This window comes from Mycobacterium sp. NGS56 (assembly GCF_059812425.1).
Window position 1 is genome coordinate 1 of record NZ_JCALCQ010000016.1, and the last position, 17458, is coordinate 17458.

General features: G+C 65.5%; 15 protein-coding genes. 4 read left to right on the forward strand and 11 right to left on the reverse strand.

The features are described 5' to 3' along the window. Window positions 1-487: alpha/beta fold hydrolase (locus AC5Y4F_RS24405; protein ID WP_499999165.1), on the forward strand; the 487-nt coding region annotated here is incomplete at its 5' end. A 116-nt stretch (window positions 488-603) separates the two neighbouring features. On the opposite strand, the gene AC5Y4F_RS24410 is transcribed toward AC5Y4F_RS24405, so the two are convergent. Together AC5Y4F_RS24410 and AC5Y4F_RS24415 are read right to left on the reverse strand one after the other, a co-directional pair. Beyond that, window positions 604-1026, reverse strand: coding sequence for a DUF6188 family protein (locus AC5Y4F_RS24410; RefSeq protein ID WP_036473472.1), 423 nt, complete (start codon window positions 1024-1026; stop codon window positions 604-606). Between the two features lie 74 nt (window positions 1027-1100). Then, entirely contained in the window at window positions 1101-1706 is a 606-nt protein-coding gene (locus AC5Y4F_RS24415) for a TetR/AcrR family transcriptional regulator (protein ID WP_225337321.1), read from the reverse strand. Window positions 1707-2040: 334 nt separating this feature from the next. Here AC5Y4F_RS24415 and AC5Y4F_RS24420 point away from each other — a divergent pair, with 334 nt between their 5' ends. From AC5Y4F_RS24420 to AC5Y4F_RS24430, 3 genes are all read left to right on the forward strand, one after another. Next, window positions 2041-2640 carry a TetR family transcriptional regulator gene (locus AC5Y4F_RS24420; protein WP_023870462.1) on the forward strand — a complete coding sequence of 200 codons (600 nt, stop codon included), beginning with the start codon at window positions 2041-2043 and terminating at the stop codon, window positions 2638-2640. Between the two features lie 268 nt (window positions 2641-2908). Then, window positions 2909-3493, forward strand: a complete 585-nt coding sequence (locus tag AC5Y4F_RS24425) for a hypothetical protein (protein WP_036473470.1) — start codon at window positions 2909-2911, stop codon at window positions 3491-3493. Next, window positions 3490-4977 carry a coiled-coil domain-containing protein gene (locus AC5Y4F_RS24430; protein ID WP_036473468.1) on the forward strand — a complete coding sequence of 496 codons (1488 nt, stop codon included), beginning with the start codon at window positions 3490-3492 and terminating at the stop codon, window positions 4975-4977. Before AC5Y4F_RS24425 ends, AC5Y4F_RS24430 begins: the two co-directional genes overlap by 4 nt. 141 nt (window positions 4978-5118) lie before the next feature. Here AC5Y4F_RS24430 and AC5Y4F_RS24435 read toward each other — a convergent pair whose 3' ends face one another. The 9 genes from AC5Y4F_RS24435 to AC5Y4F_RS24475 all read right to left on the reverse strand — a co-directional run bounded on the left by AC5Y4F_RS24435 (window position 5119) and on the right by AC5Y4F_RS24475 (window position 17446). Next, entirely contained in the window at window positions 5119-5406 is a 288-nt protein-coding gene (locus AC5Y4F_RS24435; RefSeq protein WP_036473467.1) for a WXG100 family type VII secretion target, read from the reverse strand. 56 nt (window positions 5407-5462) lie between these two features. Further along, on the reverse strand, window positions 5463-5753 hold the full coding sequence (locus AC5Y4F_RS24440; RefSeq protein ID WP_036473466.1) for a WXG100 family type VII secretion target: 291 nt from the start codon (window positions 5751-5753) through the stop codon (window positions 5463-5465). Window positions 5754-5850: 97 nt separating this feature from the next. Then, on the reverse strand, window positions 5851-7170 hold the full coding sequence (locus AC5Y4F_RS24445) for a PPE family protein (RefSeq protein ID WP_036473464.1): 1320 nt from the start codon (window positions 7168-7170) through the stop codon (window positions 5851-5853). Between the two features lie 27 nt (window positions 7171-7197). Next, window positions 7198-7515, reverse strand: coding sequence for a PE family protein (locus tag AC5Y4F_RS24450; RefSeq protein ID WP_036473460.1), 318 nt, complete (start codon window positions 7513-7515; stop codon window positions 7198-7200). Between the two features lie 205 nt (window positions 7516-7720). Beyond that, window positions 7721-11884 (reverse strand): type VII secretion protein EccCa, encoded by a 4164-nt coding sequence (eccCa, locus tag AC5Y4F_RS24455; protein WP_064942974.1) that lies wholly within the window; start codon window positions 11882-11884, stop codon window positions 7721-7723. Window positions 11885-11899: 15 nt separating this feature from the next. Then, on the reverse strand, window positions 11900-13423 hold the full coding sequence (gene eccB, locus AC5Y4F_RS24460) for a type VII secretion protein EccB (RefSeq protein ID WP_036473459.1): 1524 nt from the start codon (window positions 13421-13423) through the stop codon (window positions 11900-11902). Further along, the gene (gene eccA, locus AC5Y4F_RS24465; protein ID WP_081285072.1) at window positions 13420-15360 is read right to left on the reverse strand and encodes a type VII secretion AAA-ATPase EccA; all 1941 of its coding nucleotides are present in this window, start codon (window positions 15358-15360) and stop codon (window positions 13420-13422) included. Before eccA ends, eccB begins: the two co-directional genes overlap by 4 nt. Next, complete coding sequence (locus AC5Y4F_RS24470; protein WP_036473458.1) at window positions 15357-15665, reverse strand: YbaB/EbfC family nucleoid-associated protein; 309 nt, start codon at window positions 15663-15665, stop codon at window positions 15357-15359. The genes eccA and AC5Y4F_RS24470 overlap by 4 nt, the downstream gene beginning before the upstream one ends. Before the next feature lie 176 nt (window positions 15666-15841). After that, entirely contained in the window at window positions 15842-17446 is a 1605-nt protein-coding gene (locus AC5Y4F_RS24475) for a PPE domain-containing protein (RefSeq protein WP_036473456.1), read from the reverse strand. Window positions 17447-17458 lie beyond the last annotated feature (12 nt).

Consider the following 17458-nt stretch of genomic DNA (forward strand, 5'->3'; position numbering starts at 1 on the left):
TGATGGGGCCCATCGCATCGTGTCATTTATGGCCGCACACCCCGACGGATTCCGCACGCTCGGTGATGCCGCCGATGTCATCGCCGAATACAACCCACGCCGCGCGCGACCCGAAAATCTCGATGGCCTGCACAAAGTTCTGCGCCAACGGAGCGACGGCCGATGGATCTGGCGCTGGGACCCCGCCTTCATCAGCTCCAACTTCGATGTCCTGCAAGGCAATCTCATGACCGGAAGCGAGGCATTCGACACCATCAGCGGATTTCTCGCCGAAGGAGCACGTCGAATCACGGCCCCAACGCTGCTCGTGCGCGGCGCACTTTCAGACGTCGTCTCCCAGGACACCGTCAACGAATTCCTCCAGCTCGTCCCGCACGCCGAAGCGACGGACGTCACCGGGACCGGTCATATGGTTGCCGGCGACAACAACGACGCGTTCACCGGCGCTGTCACCGACTTCCTCGACCGCACAATGGGGATGGCATGAGGATCCAAGCGTTGGACGCGACCCGCACTGCTATTGATCCTCGTTGAATTCGACGAATCCGGCCGCCATTACGACTAAGAGCCCTAGATGGTTCCCTACGTCCTGCATGTAGCGAATTACGTATTATCCGAGTCGTCCTCTTCGGCAGAAAGGTCGTGCCGAACCGCTCGGACTCGGCCCCGAGGCAGACACGCCATGTAGCCGTGCCGTTTGCCATAGAGTTCCCACGCGGTCGCTGCCGCGTCTGGGGGGACATCGATGCGGTGTCCACCGGAGAACCCGAGATGGAGCGACCCGTCATCATCGAACCAGGCCCGCGTGCATACCGCTCCGGCCAGGTCCAACAACGTCCGCTCTTCAGGCGAAAGGTGGGCAGGGTCGATCAACACCTCTTCCTCGGGCCAGGCTCCTACTGCAGGAAGCGTCAACCGCATCGGCCGGGAGATTACGAGCTCGCTGTAATCGTCGAGGTCGAGTACCAGGCCTTCTTTCAGTGAGACTCGCTGGACAGTGCACTGCTCGATCCATTGTGTGTGCATAGCCGCTCCCTTCGACACGTCAGCGGAGCCACACTTATAATACTGATCGTATCGCAGCGATACGATCGGTATCGCTATAGGTTGCCAGCACCCTCCCATGCATCCAGAACACGCCGTGTAGCTCTGTTGATGCACTTGCGTGTCTGCTCCGCTGTCGCCCGGCCGCCGACGAAGGCCATCAGGTTGGCCAGCCAGATATCAGCGATGAGGCTGGCAATCTGTCGCTCGTAGATTCCTTCCGTGCCGCCACTGAGTGCCCGTGCCAGCATGCTTTCGATCAGGTCGGCGGCATGTTGCGCCCCCAGAGCTTCATCGGTGTCAGCAATAATGAATGCGCGCATCACGGCCTCGGTGAGCTTCGCATTTTGCTGCCATTCGTCGTGAAGTCGGCGAGTCAAGGATTCCACTCGCCGAATCGGGGATGCCGCACACGTGCTCCAGTCGCGTTCTTGATCCAGCCGCACAAATTCACGGGCGAGTAGCGTCACCAACAGGTGGGTCTTCGACGTGAAATGGTCACACACCGACCCGACCGTGACGCCGGCCTGCTTGGCGACCGATTTGAAGTGGACCGCCTTGAAGCCGCCCAACGTTGCGACCACCTGGGTGGCATCGAGGATTGCTGCGTTGCTCGCGGTGTGCCTCCCAGGGCGTGACATCGCGGCCTCTGACTCAGCCAACAAGACACACACACCTCTCCTCGAGGATGGACCTAGCAACCTGAGGCTTGCGACGTGCCATTTTCCAGTGGAACGCCGGCAACCGGGACAGCGCCGTGAACGGCAGGCGCGAGCGCACTGTCTGGCGAGGGATTTAGCGGGCGCCTGGGGCCGCGGCTGCTCGCGAATATTCGTGGGGCAGCCGCTATTTCCCATGCAATCCGCGTCACCTGCCACGGTCCCCGACATCGCGACACCAGCAATAGATCCCCTAGTACTGTTGGTTTCGCTACGCTACTGTTCGTACAGTAACTCAGGAAGCAGCCTGGAATGTCGGATTGACGAAGGCGATGTCATGCCCTCCGCAAATACTGGCTCGTTAAGGGACCGGCGCCGCGCCGAGCTGTTCTCGCAGATCCAGGGCACCGCACACCAACTTTTTGCCGAACGTGGATTTGCTGCCGTGACCACCGAGGACATCGCTGCCGCTGCGGGGATATCCATCAGTACTTACTTCCGCTACGCGCCTACGAAGGAAGATTTGCTAATCGCGCCGTTGCGGCAAACGGTCGCCGAAATCGTTGCGGCCTACGGCGCTCAGCCATCGGACCAATCGGCAGCCGACGCGCTGATCGCGTTGTTTGCCGAAACCGCCTGGGACAAAACCAATCCGAACCCGCACTACTGGCAACAAGCCATGCTGACCGCCCCCCACCTACTGAGCGAACCGGCGCTGATCAGCGACAACGATGACCGCAAGTTCATCGAGCTCGTCGCTACAAGGATGGGCATCGATGCGGGATCCGACATCCGTCCCTCGCTGCTGGTCCACACGGGGTTGGCCACCGCACAATTCATACTTCGGCGCTGGCTGAGCGCAGACATTAAGACACATCCACCGCTGCACGTTCAGTTGGAACAGGCCTTGAGAATTACGCTGGCAGGATTCGACTAGGGCAGACTACTTTGAACCCCGGGGCATACGGTTGGCCAGGCAGACGGAATCTGATCCCGTCACAATCTTTGCCTGGGGCCCCACGGACACCGCTCGCCACGACCGCCCGCAGGGCGGCAACCAACTAGCCCAGCGACCCAACACGCTCACCCGATTAAACGAACCCAGCAAAGCCATAATCGCGATTAAAGAGCGCGACGTATCGCTAGTGTGAACGCTATGCCGAGCGCAATCGATGACACCCTTACCACCTGCGCCAACACGCACAATGAATAGGGAACTGCCCCCGGCGCGCGACTTCCTGGTCTCAGGCGGGTTCGGTGGCGCGGCAGCACTAGTCGCCGTACTCATCTTGGCCCTGATCGCGGTGGTGGCGCTGCGCCAGGCTGCCAAAAGGTTCCGCCTGCTATCCGAACAGCGGGAACGCCACCACCAGGAGCTTCGGGACGACGAACGGCACGCGGCGGCGATCAAGGAATGCCGTGAGCGCCTGGCGTGGGTCGTGGACAAAGGCAGCATGGAGCCGGCCGCGGCCGCGGATGCCACCGTGGGATTCGGGCCAGAGCTGGCGCTGACGGTTCTACAAGGCCTGCTCAGTGAGGCACGCCAGCTCGAAGACGCCACCTTGGCGGCCGCCGCAGCGGTGCAGCTCAAGCAATTCTCGCGGGTGCTGGCTCAACAAGGCAGCGCACTGCTGGCAACCGCCGACGCCGCGGCACCCGCGGCCGCCACTGGCGCTGACGAACCATCCAGCCCTGAGCCGGATCACCCACCGCTTGAGGTTGCCGCAGATGAAACGCCCAGCGCTTCACGCCAGCAGGCCAGCACGGGCGGCAGAAGGCGGCGCCGATGACCACGTTGCAGCAACACATCGAGGACCTCGATATCGAGGAGTGGGCCGCGTTGACCAAACGCGCTGCCATGGCCGCGGTGGCCGCCGCTGAACAGCTCGGGATACCCGCGTCCGAAGAGCTCGCCAGGGTCGCGGCGATGAGTGAACGTGAGCTCGTCGACCACCGCAACCGCTTCGGCTCGAGCCCCAAGCGCCTGTCCCCGCTGATGCGGCTCGTCCAAGCAGACCAGCTACGCGTCTCGGCCGAGCGTCAGGCCCGCCAAGCCGAGCAGGACAAGCAGGATGCTGATGCGGCCGCGCAGATGGCCCGAGATGAAGCTGCGCAGTCCGCCCGTGTGGCTCAGGACGCCCGGGAACGCGTGCGCGCAATCCAAGCTGAGGCCGCACGCAAGGACGCAGAGCGCGCCGATCAACGGCTGGGCGAACAGCAGGCCTTGCAGCAGTTGCGCGGCGAACTCGAACAAGCACACGCCGACCACGCCAGCGAATTAGCCGCAGCACACGAACGGACCCGCGCCGCAGAAGCACGCGCACAACAACGCGCTACCGAACGCGCCACCGAACGCGCGAGCACCCAACAAGCCCTCGAGGAGCTCCGCGGCCAACTCGAGCAGGCACACGCCGACCACGCCAGCGAACTGGCCGCAGCACACGAACGGACCCGCGCCGCAGAAGCACGCGCACAACAACGCGCCACCGAACGCGCCACCGAACGCGCAAGCACCCAACAAGCCCTCGAGGAGCTCCGCGGCCAACTCGAACGTGCCCAGGCCGACCACGCCACGGAGTTGGCCGCAGCACGCGGTCAGGCCGAGGGGCAGGTAGCGGCGGCCCGCCAAGCCGCTGATGAGCGGATCGCGCAGGCGCTCGCGGACGCCGAGGCTGCGACAGCTCAGGCGCAGGCAGACGTTGAGCGCATCGGCGCGGAGGCGGAGTCGCGGGTGGCCGCGGCGCATGAGCATGCCGAGCGGCAGGTCGCGGCGGCCCGCCAAGCCGCCGACGAACGAGTCGCGCGGGCACGAGCGGACGCCCAGGCGGCTGTTCTCGCGGAACCGGGACAGCTGGGGCTTGCCTTGAGCGTCCCTATTCCGACAGCGGAGCTGCGGGCGCACACAGGGCCGATCGAAGAGGCGTTGGCCGCGGTCCGCGAGATCGACTATCTGCTCGAAGCCGGTGTGGCCGACCAGCAAGCGCGTCAACCGTGGGACATTGAGCGAGTGCGCGTCTTGGTGCACACAGTCGCGCAGCAAGCCTGGGATTTGGCTCAGCAGTTGCGCGGTCTGCCGGCGCGGTACAGCGCTGCACCGCAGGTGCAGGCCGCCGACAGCTACGCCAGCGCTGCAGCCAGTGTCTATAGCGCGTTCCTGCAGCGCATTGCTGCCGCTAACGAGCGCCTGGCCAGCCGCGGTGACAGCCGTGATTCCGATGTCGTGGACGTGGTCGCTGCCATGTTGGACGACCACCCGTGGCGAACCGCCGGCTAACAGGTCGTAGCGGGAGCCGCCTTCAGCAACGAGCTGCCCACGTGGGCGAGCAGTCGCCGGCGCCGCATAACACGCAGGTGGGGCGGCCACCTTGTATCGGTGACCGCCCCACCTGTCTGTGTTGGAGCTAGTTGCGCCGGGTCAGACCCACTTGGCGGCTTCGTTCTGGTCGTAGTTCATCATGTTCATCGTGTTCTGCTCGTGGATCTCGACCAGGTTGTTGTGGCGCTGAGCGAGCTCCTCTTGCGCCTGGTTCCACTGGCTCAGCCACTGGTTGGCGGTCTGACCGGTGTCGCCTTGCCAGTTGGCGGCCAAGGCGGCCTGCTCGGTGCCGATGGTGGAACCGATCGAGCGCAGAGATGCGTTGTGGGTCCGCATCTCGCCGACGTGCGCGAGCATCGCCGGGTACTGGTAAGTGATTTGGCTCATGAGATGTACCTTTCGCTTCGTCTAGTGGATGTGTAGCCGGGGTTACCCCCGGGCTGCTACATGACGTATTCGCCGGCCGCGTTGGAGTCGGCGGTGGTGTAGGTGGTCGCGCCTTCGTGCACGTTCTGCTCGGCGATGGCCAGCAGCGCGTTGACCTTGTTGGCGCTTTCGACGAAGCGGGCGTGAGCCGCTTGGAAGGCCATCGCCGAGTCGCCCTTGTGGAAGGCCTGGGCGGCCTGGGCGGATTGCTCAGCGGCGGCCAGGGTGCTCTTGTAGATGGCCACGTTCTGACCGAAGCTGTTTCCGGCAGAGACCATGGCTGGAACGTTGGTGTCAAGCAGTCCCATTGTCGGTGTCCTTTCTTGGCGTACCGATGTTGATTTTTCGGTGGTAGTTGGGCTTGTCGTGAGTTGATGCGATCCGCAGTGCGTGGGTGAAGGCGTCCTAGCGGGTCATTGCGTACGCCTCCTTTTCGCTGTCGGCGTCCTCGTCGACAGCGTCGTCGGCGTAGGTGTTGACCCGTTGACCGCGGGCTCGGGTGTTGTGGACGCCGCCGCCCATCATGCCGCCGCCAGCACCACTGCCGCTGGAGCCGGCGGCGCCGGGGAGTCCGGTGGCAACAGGGGTGATGGCACGCGCGCCATTGGCCAGCGACGAGGTGGTGCTTGGCGCCGCACCCCAGGTGGAGGGCATCAACGGTCTGCTGGGCCCGCTGCCGAATGCACCGCCGGCCAGGCTGGTCATCCCGGCAGGGTTGAACCCTGCGAGGGCACCCGTGCCGGCGAAGCCGACCGGCACCGACTGCTGTCCCAGGGAGCTGCCCCCTCCGCTGAATTGGCCCAGCAAGCTGCTCAATTGCTGGGGTGCCTGCAACAGTTGTTGGGGGGCTTGGGTCAGCAGTTGTCCGGGGCCTTGGGTGAGCCCCTGGGCGGCTTGCGGGCCGATGGATGCGGCTTGCTGCAGGAAGCTGCCGGCCATGTTTTGGGTCAGCCCCTGCTCGGCGGTGCCGTCTTGGTTGCCGACCCCTTGTGCTTGATTTTGCGCCGGTGGCAGTTTGTCCGTGACCGATGCCGGGCTGCTCGCGGCTTTGCCGGCGAGCAGCTTGTCACTGGCAATATCGGAGCCGGTTGCCGCGCCGCCACCGGTGGTGCCACACCCGGCGGTATGGAATCCCGCTGTGACGGCGGTCGCCAAACCGGCTTCCCCGGTACCGACGCTCAAGGTGACCGGAGACATCGGGGTGGGGGGTATGGAGGTTGCGGCGGCGCTCGAGGCGCCATCCCAGGTGCTCATCACATCGGCGGCCAGCTGCCACATGCGCTGATAGTCGGCCTCATTGAGTCCGATCGGAATGGTGTTGACGCCCATGAAGTTGGTGCCGATCAGCACGCCGTGAACGAAGTGGTTTTCGAACAATTCCCCTAGGGTCGGCATCGCGCCGACAGCGCCCTCGTAGGCTGCTGCGATCTCGCCGTGGGATGCGGCCGTGAACGCCGCCTTGGCTGCGACGTCGGCCAGCCACAACAGCATCGGCTGGTGAGCGGCGACGAACTGGGTGGCTGCCTCGCCTTGATACTGGGATTCGACCGCCGCGATGATCCCTTCGAGTTCGGCCAGGGCCGCCATGTATTCCGCACTCAGATGCGTCCACGACGTTCCCGCGGCGGTGATTCCCGCCGCGGTCGCGCCGGCGTTGAGCAACGCCGAATGGACTTCGGGCGGCGCCGCCACCCAAATCTGGGCTAGGACCGTATCGAAGGACATGGGTGCACGCTTCGCAGATAACCGAAGTTAGACGCTGATGCCGGCGTTAGCCGCGTAGGCGCCGGCCTGGATGCCGTCGACGAGGGTGTAGCCGATACCGGATTCGCCGACGCCTTCTGAAGAGGCAGCTAGCTGGGTGTTGCCCATGCCAGCCATCGCCTGGTGCGACACGCCCTCAGCGACTAGGGATGCAGCGGTTTTCACCGACACCGCGTCTGCGCCAGGCGGCAGAATGGCCCCGGTGGCCACAGCATGGGCGGCGTTGGTGCCCAAAAGACGAGCGGTCAGTGCAGCCACCTGAGCTGAAGCGGCTGCCAGCGCTTCGGGTGTGACATCAACAAGCATGGAACAACATCCCCTCTGGTTTCACTATGTGCGATTGTTCCTGTAGTAATTGTCGCTGCCCCGCCTCAGTGCGGCCACCGACAATTCGCCTCCCCGTGGCGGTCCGGTTGAGAGCACGGTACCGCCAACACATGACAACTGCCTGTTATTGCATCAGGTGCAACTAACACGCTAACACCTCTATCGTGCACATTTAACATTCCGGTTACATTCGGTCGGGCATCGCCAACTGCGCATATCCCTCGTTTTGACCGCCGCTGGCCAGGACATAGCCGCGGCCTGGATCGAGGTCCTGGAATTTCATTCCACCGACCTTGTCGTTGACCGCTGTAGAACCCAGCATGATGCGGACGGCGTTTTGGTTGGCCAATTGACCCGGCACTGAATTGGGCGACATTTCCGCAGCAGCGGCTCCTTGGGCCCGGTGGGTCATGATCACCCGCAACCCCACCTCGTTGGCAGAGGCGAAATGGCGCAGCATCGGCTGCCAGGTCTGCACCATCCGACCTGATCCACTGGCCGGGACACCGCCGGCGGGGACGTGGTCATAAATCTGCTGCTGGGCGGGAATGGCGTCGAGGTCGTCGACGAAGAGGTAGATCAGCGCCCCTTGCAATTTCCAGGCCCGCTTTTCTTCCCAGGGCAGATCCTTCGGCGGTGTCCTGCCGTCGAGGACGTGCGCCATCTGCTCGAGGCGTTGGGCCATGGAGGCGAAGTCGGTCTCGTAGTAGTCCTCGCCCTCGATGAGCCGGGCGGTCTCTGCGCTGAGCCCAAGCCCCCTGTCGAAGACGCACACAATCGCTTGCTCGGGGCCCGAGCGGCGGGCGACCACGCTGCGTAGCAGGTGGGTGAGGAACGTCGTCTTGCCCTTCTCGTCGTCGCCGTAGACGCCCACGAGGGGGCTTCGGGTGAAGTCGTGCACCAAGGGCTGCAGGTCTCGGCCACGCAGGCCCAGGGCGAACTGCTCTCCGTCGAGCCGATCTTGACCGAGGCCGCTAACGGTGACCACTGCGGGCAGCAGTTGCGGGCACGGCACCGCGGGGTGGCCTGCGTAGTGCTGGGACACGGTGGCCACGGTTTCGCGCACCTTCTCGTCCAGGTTGTCCATGCTGGGCTGGCCGTCGAGGCGACCCACCGCGAAGCGGATGACATCACCGACACCGTTGATGCCGCGACCCAGATCGTGCTTGGGGATGCGGTCTTGCGGTCGGATCATCTCGTCGGTCTTCTGCGGCTTGATTTGGGAGTCCGACGCTTGGGAGAGTTTCAGCTCGAAGCGGGTGTTGATGTGGTTTTGCACCTCGTTGCCGAACTTCAACCAGCTAGCCGCCGAGATCAGCACATGCAGGCCTCGCCCGGCGGTGGCCAACCGTTCCACGCTCTTGAGGTGCGGGTTCTTCGGATTCAGCAGCGTGGTGTTGTCGTCGAGGAAGTTGTCCCAGCCGTCGACCACCAAGAACAGGTCGGTGGGGTAGCCGTCGTCGAGTCCTGGCTCATCGCCTTGGCTTCGGCGCCGCCGGAACTCACCGAGCGAGCCGATGTTGTACTGGTCGAAGATCCGCCGCCGGCGCGCGATGACGGCCTCGAGGTCGCCGAAGATCCGCAAGTTCAGTTCATTGCGCTCGTTGCCGCCGATCGCGCCGATATGGGGCAGGCCGTTGAGCGTCCCCACCGCGGGCCCGCCGTAGCTCATCACGTAGAACCCCACGTCGCGCGGGGAGTGGCGGGCGGCTGCGGACAAGATGAAGGTCTGCACCGCCATCGATGCTTCCTCTTTGCGCATTCCCAGGATCGACACGTTGCCGTCATCGACGCTGTAACTGAGCAGGCTGTGGGTCAGCTGGCGAGGCCGATCGATTTTGCCCAGCGGCCAGCACGGGGCCGCTGACGGTGCGGCCGCGTCGGCAGCAGCGGCCTCGGTCAGCACGGCGTCCAGCGGGATCGGCTCATCTAGCGGCGGTGACCACAGCTGCGGTGAGGGCTTACCGTAGGCGGCGGCCAGCTGCGGCCCGACGGTCAACACCAGCGACCGCGGCGGCCCCTCGATCACCGATTCGCCGGCGATTTCCTCTTCGATCACGGTGTCGGGGTCAGGCTCGACCCGACCGGCGGTGAACACCCGCGCGCGGGGCTTGGCGTTGATCACCTTGCGGCTGATGGTGGTCGGCGGCTCGTAGCGGGCAGGGAGCATGAAGCCGCGGTATTTCATCGGCTCGGCACCAGGCGCGCGCACGAAATAGCCTGTCCCTTTGACGTTTTTGCCGTCGGGAATGTGGTAGGCGTCGCCGTTGCCGATCACTTGCCGCGAGATGGATTCGCTGGCGACCTTCAACCCGATGCGGTAGTTGGTGTTCTTGTCGATGTCCTTGATGTGGCCCTGGTCGAGGGTCTGGCTGGCAAACAGAAAGAAGATCCCTTGCGAGCGGCCTTTGCGGCACACGGTGTCGAACACCTTGGCCATCTCCGGATGCTCCCTGAGCAGCAGTGAGAACTCGTCAATGATCACGAACAAGAACGGAATCGGTGGGAGGTCTTTGCCGGCGGCGGTGGCCCGCGCCTCGTTGTATTCTCGCAGCGACTCAAACGCCGCGCCTCTGATTCGGCGACCGGCGTGAGCAAACGCGACACCGCGCTGGTCGAGCAGTCCCAGGCAGGTCTCACCGAACCGCTCGACGTGGGATCTCTTTTCCTCGAGGTTGGTGATGACAGCAACCGCGTGCGGGTAACCGGCGAAGCCGTCGAAGCCGGCACCGTCTTTGAAGTCGACGAGGATGGCCTGCACGACGTCGGGGGAGTGGTGCGCAAAAAGGGTGAACACCAACGTTTTCAGCGACGTGGACTTGCCTGAACCGGTCATGCCGATCATCAGCCCGTGCGGCCCGTTGCCGCCGTCGGCTTCGTCTTTGAGGTCAAGCATCTGCGGTGCTCCGCTGGGCTGCAATCCCAGCGGAACCCGCAACATCGGTGACAGATCCACTGGCTCTCCGGTGCCCACGGGCAGCATCCGTGGTGCCCACAGCGACTCGACGTCCAGCTTGGCGGCGTTGGTGATCCCCAGCAACGCCAGCAGATTCTGCGCGGCTGCCGATTCGGCATTTTGCCGGCTGGTCGGCGCCGCGTCCCACTTCGACATTTGCCGAGCCACGTGCCGGGAGACGTGCGCGTCGAGCACGTCTGGCTCGGCGCAAAAGGTCTGCCAGCGAAAGTTCTGCCACGTGTCCATTTGCACCGCGGCGGCGCCGTCGTGGGCGTCACGGCCTACCCGCAGCAGCAGCTCGCGCGAGTGGGGCGCGTAATCGCGGTCTGGGCCGGCGGTCGCGCGATAGACGATCACCGTGACGCCGTCGCGTGCGGCGATGCGCCGCACGACCTCGTGCGGGGCGCCGGGGTCATCGACGACGACCACGACGTGTTTGTGCGATTTGCTCACCGCCGCCGAGTCTGTGTTTCCTTTGTCGTCGACGACCTTGTCGCGATCTTTGATCAGCGGGCTCAGCATGGTCTCGACGTCACGCAACGAGATGCCGAGCAACCGTGCTGGTCCGGCGCCGTCGATGTCGTGGCTTTCGGTGTGCGGCAACCACTTCGCCCAGTTCCATTGCGACTCCAGCCGCGGCGAGGCCACCGCCAAAGCGATGTCGTTGGGGGTGTGCCAGCACACCAGTTGCGCGATCCAGGCCCGCAGGATCGCCCCGAAAACAACCTGGTCACCGTAGACGGTGATCATGCCGAAGCCGGCCAGGTCAATCGCCTTGGGGCAGTGGGGAATCGATTGCTGCACGGCCCGTAGATGCTGCAGCGCCGTGTAGGTGACCGGTTCCAGATCGAGTTCGGACTCAACGGGTTTGACCTTGATTTTGCTCTGCAGGCGCACCTCGTCACGTCCGACGCGCACGTGCAGATAGTCTGGGTCTGTAGCGCCGCGTTCCCACATTCGAGGTGATCCAATCACCGCTTCTAGCACCTCGGGGTCTGGGTGTGACCACTCCGCGCTAGCTTTCTGTGTGGCCGCGACCTCCCGGATTTCTTCACCTTTGCCCGACAGCCAGCGCAAGTACTCCGCGCGTTCGGAATTGACTTCGGGCGTCGACATTTCGCTGGTGCCGCCCTGGGCCTGCATGGACTGAAACAGCGCGATCACCATCATGGCGACAAAGAACAGGTACATCGGCTGCATCTGCCGGTACCCAGTCATGAACATGAAGATCACCATGACGACCATCGACGCGCCGAAAACCCAGGGCAGCGCCTTCTTGAGGGCGCCGACTTCCACGGTGCGTGGCAGCTCCGGCGGGGGGTTGAGGGTGAAATCCTTGGCCTTGTGCTGGGGGCCGGCCACGCGGCGCCGATGGGGGAATCGTTCTCGCATCAGGGCTCTCCATTATCAGTGCGCAACCAGCGCATCGGCTTTGGACAGGGTGGGGCCGGGGGCGAACAGGCTCAGCACCGACCAGGGAATCGGCAGTGGAGGCGAGCTCAAGCCCAGCACTTCTGCCGTGGATGTCGTTGACTGGCCGGCTGCTGGGTCCTCCAAGCCGTAGCGCACGCCGAGGTCAGAGACCCAAAACAGCGACTCTTTGGTCGTCGCCTGCGGTTGCTGCCCGGTGACTTGCACGTAGTAGCCGTTGCCCCGGGGCAACACGACGCGCGCGGCGGTGGTGGGCCCGGCGCCAGTGAGCCCGACGGACTTGGCGTCGGCGGCAATGGGCAGGCTCTGCCCGGACAGCAGCGTCAGGCTCGACGTGGGCGCGCCGCCCAGTTTCACCCATTGCCCACAGGTCACAGGGTCGGTGTTGGGATCCATGATCCGCAGCGCCGATGACGGGTAATCGTCGACCGAAATCGGCGTGGCTTTGGGCGCTTTGGCGACCTGGTCTGGCGTCAGGGCGGGCGGCTCGACAAGACCATAGGCGTCGTTGGCGCGCAGGATCGCCGCCACCACCGGGGAGATGGCCTGTAGCCCGTCTGCGGTCACGACGTAGTAGCGGATCTGGTTGTTGGTGTCATGGTCGATCACCACCGAGGCGACCGGCGGGGGCGTCTGTCCAGGGACCGGCCACACAAAGCGGGGCGGATCGCCGGCGTTGGCGACGAACGGCACCACCAGCGGCGCGGATTCGGGAATCAGATTCAGCAGTGAACGGTTGATGGTCCGCGGTGCGGGTGTGTCGGCGTTGATCCCCACTGCCGCGGTGACCGCGGCGTTGTGCAGGTCGATTTGACTGCGTTTGCCGCCCCAGATCAGCCAGGCGGTCTTGCCGCCGTCGCTGGTGGCCAGCACCGCCGAGGACGCCGGCAGCGCCGCCGCATGTCCTGGGCCGGCAACCGGATCGCCGAAGATAACCGTTGCGCCGCTTTCCGCGCCGCCGATGGCGTCACACACCATCCAGCGCGCGTCGCGGACACTCGACTGCACCATGCGCGAGGGCGCATTGGGGATGCCCAATGTGTTGCCCAGTGGGAACTTGTCGATCTCGCTGGATTTCACCACGGTCGGGGTGTCGGGATGGCCCGAAATCAGGCGGGCGCTGGCCAGGTTGAGCACCGGATGCAGTTCATCGTTGACCACCACATACAGCGCGTTGGTGGATCGGTCAGCCAGCACGTGCTTGGTGCCGGTGACGCCGGCGGGTTTGAGGATCGACAGCACCAACGCCCCGGCCACCAGCACGGCCGCGATCAGCGTGCCCACGCTTAGCGCGCGGCCCTGCCGGCGTAGCGGATCGGTGAGCATCCGCGTGTCACGCAGCGCGACGCCGTTGCTGATCCGGCGGATCAGGAACCGCCAGCCCGAAACCTGGTGGCGGGTAACGAATCCCCAGGGCCGCTTGCGCGCCGCGGTCGGGCCTAGCTCGACGCTGCGGGACTTAAACCCCCGCCGCGGACGTGGGGTGACCGGTGCGCTCATCGCGCGCCTCCGTCGGCTTGGGTACCGCCGCGGCGCCATAAGTCGGGTTCAGCCGAACCCACCGGCTCTGCGCGCTGCGGGGCCGCCGTCCCTGCGAGCGGTCCTTGATTGCGGTCGTGGCGCGATAACTTGATGTTCTGTTCCTTGTCGGCCCGCTCGAGTTCACGCGCCACTGCGGTGCTCACGTCTTCGGCGGTGATGGTCTGCAACTCCTCGGCGGTGGTGTCGTCGTGGTCGAGTTTGCCGGTGACGTCGAGGCGGTGGTCGCGCTGCTCCTCGGCGAACTGGATCAGGTTCTCGCTGAAGCGGGCGTTACCCAACACGTCCATCGCCGGACGGCGCCGCCCGCTGGTGTCCACGGCGGTGGCAGCGGCGAGCTCGGCGTAGGCCGCGCGCAGCGGCTCGGTATCGGAGATGATGCTGCCGCCTTTGGCGGCTTTGCGCACCGTGATCTCCACCAGCTCGTCGACGGTGTAGGACGGCAACCTGATGCTGCGTGTAAACCGGGACCGCAGCCCCTCATTGGAGTCGCGGAATTCCTGCATCTTGTCGGCATAGCCGGCCGCAATCACCATCAGCTTGCCGGCGTGATTTGTCATGGCGCGCAACAGTTCAGCGATCACCACCCGCCCGTAATCTCTCTCCGAATCTGATTCGGTGAGGGCATAGGCCTCATCGATGAACAGCACCCCGCCGCCGTCGTCGATGATGCGGTCGATGATCGCCTTGATCTTGGCTTCCGAGCCGCCGATAACCCGGTCCACCAAATCTGAGCGGCTGACTTCGACAAAGGTGTCCGACGGCAGCACATCGGCAGCACACAGCAGCTTGGCGATCACCCGGGCGATCGTCGTCTTACCGGTGCCCGGTGGGCCTTCAAGTATCAGGTGCAGCGATTTGTTGCGCACCGGCAGCCCGAGAGCTTCGCGTCGCTTGTCTCCGCGCACGCTCGATTCCAGCCGCGCGATTTGGTCTTTGACGTCGACCATGCCGACGAAGTCGGCGAGCTCGGCGGCGGCTTCGGCCTTGAGCTCTTCGCGGCGAGCCGCTCCGAGCTGGCGCGCGAAGTCACGTTCGCCGGGCTCGGTGTCGGGATCCCAGTAGTCGTTGCGGGCATCGATGCGCGCCGCGGTGGTGGGGTGGATACCGAAGCCCGGATCGCTCAGCGCGGTCGCGATCGTCGAGCGCACATGGTCGGAGACCCCCACCACGGCGTAGGCCTCGTTGAGCAGCGCGGTAGCCGCCTCGGCGCGGCCCAGCGCTCGAGCGCACAAACCCGCACCGAGCAGCGCCTCAGCGCTGGCCGCCGCGATCGGCCCCTGCCCCTGGCTGCTCAATTGGTCAAATCCCTGCTCCCACAAGCCCAAATAGGCGCCGGACAAACCGAGGGCCACCTGGACTGCTTGGTGCAGGAACGGATCGTTGCGTACCTGTGCGGCCAGCGGCGCCAGGACCCGGCGCACGTCATGCCAGCGTTTTGCCCGGAAATAGACCACCGCCAACACCCAGCCGGCAGGGCCGGGGACGGCCGAAAGCACCCGGTCGGTAAGCAGTTCGCCGGCGCCGGCGTAGTCACCAGCGGCGGCGCGCGCGGCCGCGCACGCCATGATGACGCCGTCGGCGCCGCGCGCGTGCAGCTGGATGTACATGCCGGTATCGAAGGCGAAATCGATTGCGTCCGCGGCCACGTCACCGGCCGTGATCAACTCACCGCAGGTGTCCAGGGCGCGGTAGGCGTTTTCCAGGACGGCGCGGCTGACGTCTCCGCTGGCCGCCAGGCCCAGCCATCCGTCGCACTGATCGGGGTACTGCGCGGTCAGGCGCTCGAATCCGCTGCGCGCGGCGCGCTTGTCGGGTACCTGCCGGCGTCCGTACACCTCGGCGCCTAGGGCTGCGCAGCTGCTCAGGAAGAGGTCCAGCGCGTCGCTGCTTGTCATCGCTGCTCCACGACCGCGGCGACTTGGGCGCTGACGTGTTGTGACACCTGGGAATATCCTTCCTCTGACATGGCCAGCAGCAGTTCACTGAGCTTGTCGCCGGGGTAGCGGTCAAACAGGTCCGCGGCGAACGACGCCTCGACGATCATGCCGTCGCCGTCGAAGACGAGCGTGTTGTCGCCGTCGGGGCAGCTCACCGTGACCCGTAGTTGTTCGAGGTTTCGGCGCGCCGATCGGATTCGTTCGAGGAATTGCTGGCCGCGCGCCATTTCGGCGACCACAGCGGGGTGCAGGGGGATATCCATCAGAAGATGTCGCCTAACACTGGTGGGCTGATGGGATCGCACAGCGGGTGCGCCACCGCAGCTGACCCCAAGGGGGTCGCACTGTGGTGTGCGGCGGCTGGCCGCACCGGCTGATCGGTCATGCCATTAGCGTGGCACAAAAGTGCGACAGCGGGGGGTGCAAGGGTAAGCCACCGCTAGGCGTCGTCGCCGGTCGCGGTTGCTTTCTTGCGGGCAGCGATGCGCGCCTTGACGGCGTTGTGCGCTTCGGGTTTGACCACGGGCTCAGCTTTGGCGGCAGCCCCGACGACTCCGGGCCTTCCTTCGGGTTCGACTTCGGGTATTGGCTGCTCGTAGCTGTGCACCTTCTTGGAGTCGGTGCCTTCAGCGTGGCGCCCCATCGGCATCATGCCCATGCCGCCGGATCCGCTGGCGCTCGCGGCGGCGGGGGCCGCCGGCTTGCTCGGCGCGGCAGGAGGCGAGGAGGCCGGGGTTCCGGTCAGCCCGGCCGAGTGGACCCCGCCCAGAACGGCAGGTTTGATCGGGCTGCCACCGCCTCCACCCTTGTGGGCTCCACCTCCTGCCGGATGCGCGTGAGTTAGCGCGGCGGGCTTGATCGGTGGTTTGGTGGCCTTGGCCAGATTGCCAGCCTGCTGGCTGAGCTGCTGGCCGAGTTGGCCCAGCGACTGTAGAGGATTGGCTTGGCCCAGTGACTGCATCAGCGGACCGAGTGCCCCCATGAGGGAGCCGAGCATGTCCTGGAAACCCGATCCTTCCCCGGACGTCGCTTTGGACGTCTGCGGGGTGCCATCACCTGATGTCGGCGCGTGGGGATCGTCTTGTTGATCGGTTTGGCCCGGTTTGTCAGCGGTGTTGGGCGTGGGTGAGCCGGGAGCGTTTGGGGTGGTGGGGGCCAATCCGGGACCGGGGGGAAGTGTGCTCGGCGGTGTGCTGGCCGCGGTTCCGGTGGTGGTATAGCCGGTCAACGTGACTCTGGCGGTGTGCTGCATCCCGGTCAACTGGGCTTGGTAGGCCTGCGCTCGAGGCGCCCCGAACGGGTCCGCGCGTGCCTCGGCCAAGTTCGTTTTCGTGGTGCGCCACACCGTGGGGTGGCCGACTGCGGTCGTGGCGGTGGTGTGGGCGCCGGCGGCGGTGCTGTAGCCGTTGGCCAGTGCGCTGGCGTGGGTGGCGACCTGCTGAGTCCAGCCGATGGCCCGGTCCAGCCGTGTCACCAGCGGTGCGCTCAGCGCGGCGTGACCGGAGGCGAGCAGCTGGGTTCGGGCCCCGGTGAGTGCGGTATGCGCGGTCACTGCTTGGGCGGCCACGCCTTCCCACTGCGCGGCTTTGGCCAAAGCCGGCGCGGGCCCGGCGCCGGAGTGCAGCGCCAGGGCGAGCTTCTCACCGTCGCGGCCGCTGATGTCCGGCACGGGTGAGTTGGCCGGGGGCCCGGTAGGTGCAGCGCCCGCCGCGCCCGGTCCGCTGTGGGCGGCAGCCGGCGTGGCCACTGGTGCGTGGCCGCCGGCGCCGCCGTAGGCCGCCGCGGCCGCAGCGTCGTGGGTGTCGAATCCGCCGGCCGCGTTGTGGATACCGGCCGCGGCGCTAAATGCTTGCTGGGCACCGGCTTTGAGGTGCGCGACCAGCCAGCGTTGCCAGGCGTTGAGGTTGTCCATCAGGGCCTTGGACACTTCATCGTCCCCGCAGGGCGGCGCGTCGGCGTCTAACTGCTGGTGTAAGACCTCACCGGCGGCGTGAACCAGTTCGCCGGCGCGGCGCAGTCCACTGGTGTCGATATCCAAGCCCATGACGACCCTGCC

What these genes read in the sequence shown, in the direction of transcription:
- AC5Y4F_RS24410 (WP_036473472.1), bottom strand. Translation starts at nt 1,026, where the DNA reads ATGCACACACAATGGATCGAGCAGTGCACTGTCCAGCGAGTCTCACTG.
- AC5Y4F_RS24420 (WP_023870462.1), top strand. Translation starts at nt 2,041, where the DNA reads ATGCCCTCCGCAAATACTGGCTCGTTAAGGGACCGGCGCCGCGCCGAG.
- AC5Y4F_RS24425 (WP_036473470.1), top strand. Translation starts at nt 2,909, where the DNA reads ATGAATAGGGAACTGCCCCCGGCGCGCGACTTCCTGGTCTCAGGCGGG.
- AC5Y4F_RS24430 (WP_036473468.1), top strand. Translation starts at nt 3,490, where the DNA reads ATGACCACGTTGCAGCAACACATCGAGGACCTCGATATCGAGGAGTGG.
- AC5Y4F_RS24435 (WP_036473467.1), bottom strand. Translation starts at nt 5,406, where the DNA reads ATGAGCCAAATCACTTACCAGTACCCGGCGATGCTCGCGCACGTCGGC.
- AC5Y4F_RS24440 (WP_036473466.1), bottom strand. Translation starts at nt 5,753, where the DNA reads ATGGGACTGCTTGACACCAACGTTCCAGCCATGGTCTCTGCCGGAAAC.
- AC5Y4F_RS24445 (WP_036473464.1), bottom strand. Translation starts at nt 7,170, where the DNA reads ATGTCCTTCGATACGGTCCTAGCCCAGATTTGGGTGGCGGCGCCGCCC.
- AC5Y4F_RS24450 (WP_036473460.1), bottom strand. Translation starts at nt 7,515, where the DNA reads ATGCTTGTTGATGTCACACCCGAAGCGCTGGCAGCCGCTTCAGCTCAG.
- eccCa (WP_064942974.1), bottom strand. Translation starts at nt 11,884, where the DNA reads ATGCGAGAACGATTCCCCCATCGGCGCCGCGTGGCCGGCCCCCAGCAC.
- eccB (WP_036473459.1), bottom strand. Translation starts at nt 13,423, where the DNA reads ATGAGCGCACCGGTCACCCCACGTCCGCGGCGGGGGTTTAAGTCCCGC.
- eccA (WP_081285072.1), bottom strand. Translation starts at nt 15,360, where the DNA reads ATGACAAGCAGCGACGCGCTGGACCTCTTCCTGAGCAGCTGCGCAGCC.
- AC5Y4F_RS24470 (WP_036473458.1), bottom strand. Translation starts at nt 15,665, where the DNA reads ATGGATATCCCCCTGCACCCCGCTGTGGTCGCCGAAATGGCGCGCGGC.
- AC5Y4F_RS24475 (WP_036473456.1), bottom strand. Translation starts at nt 17,446, where the DNA reads ATGGGCTTGGATATCGACACCAGTGGACTGCGCCGCGCCGGCGAACTG.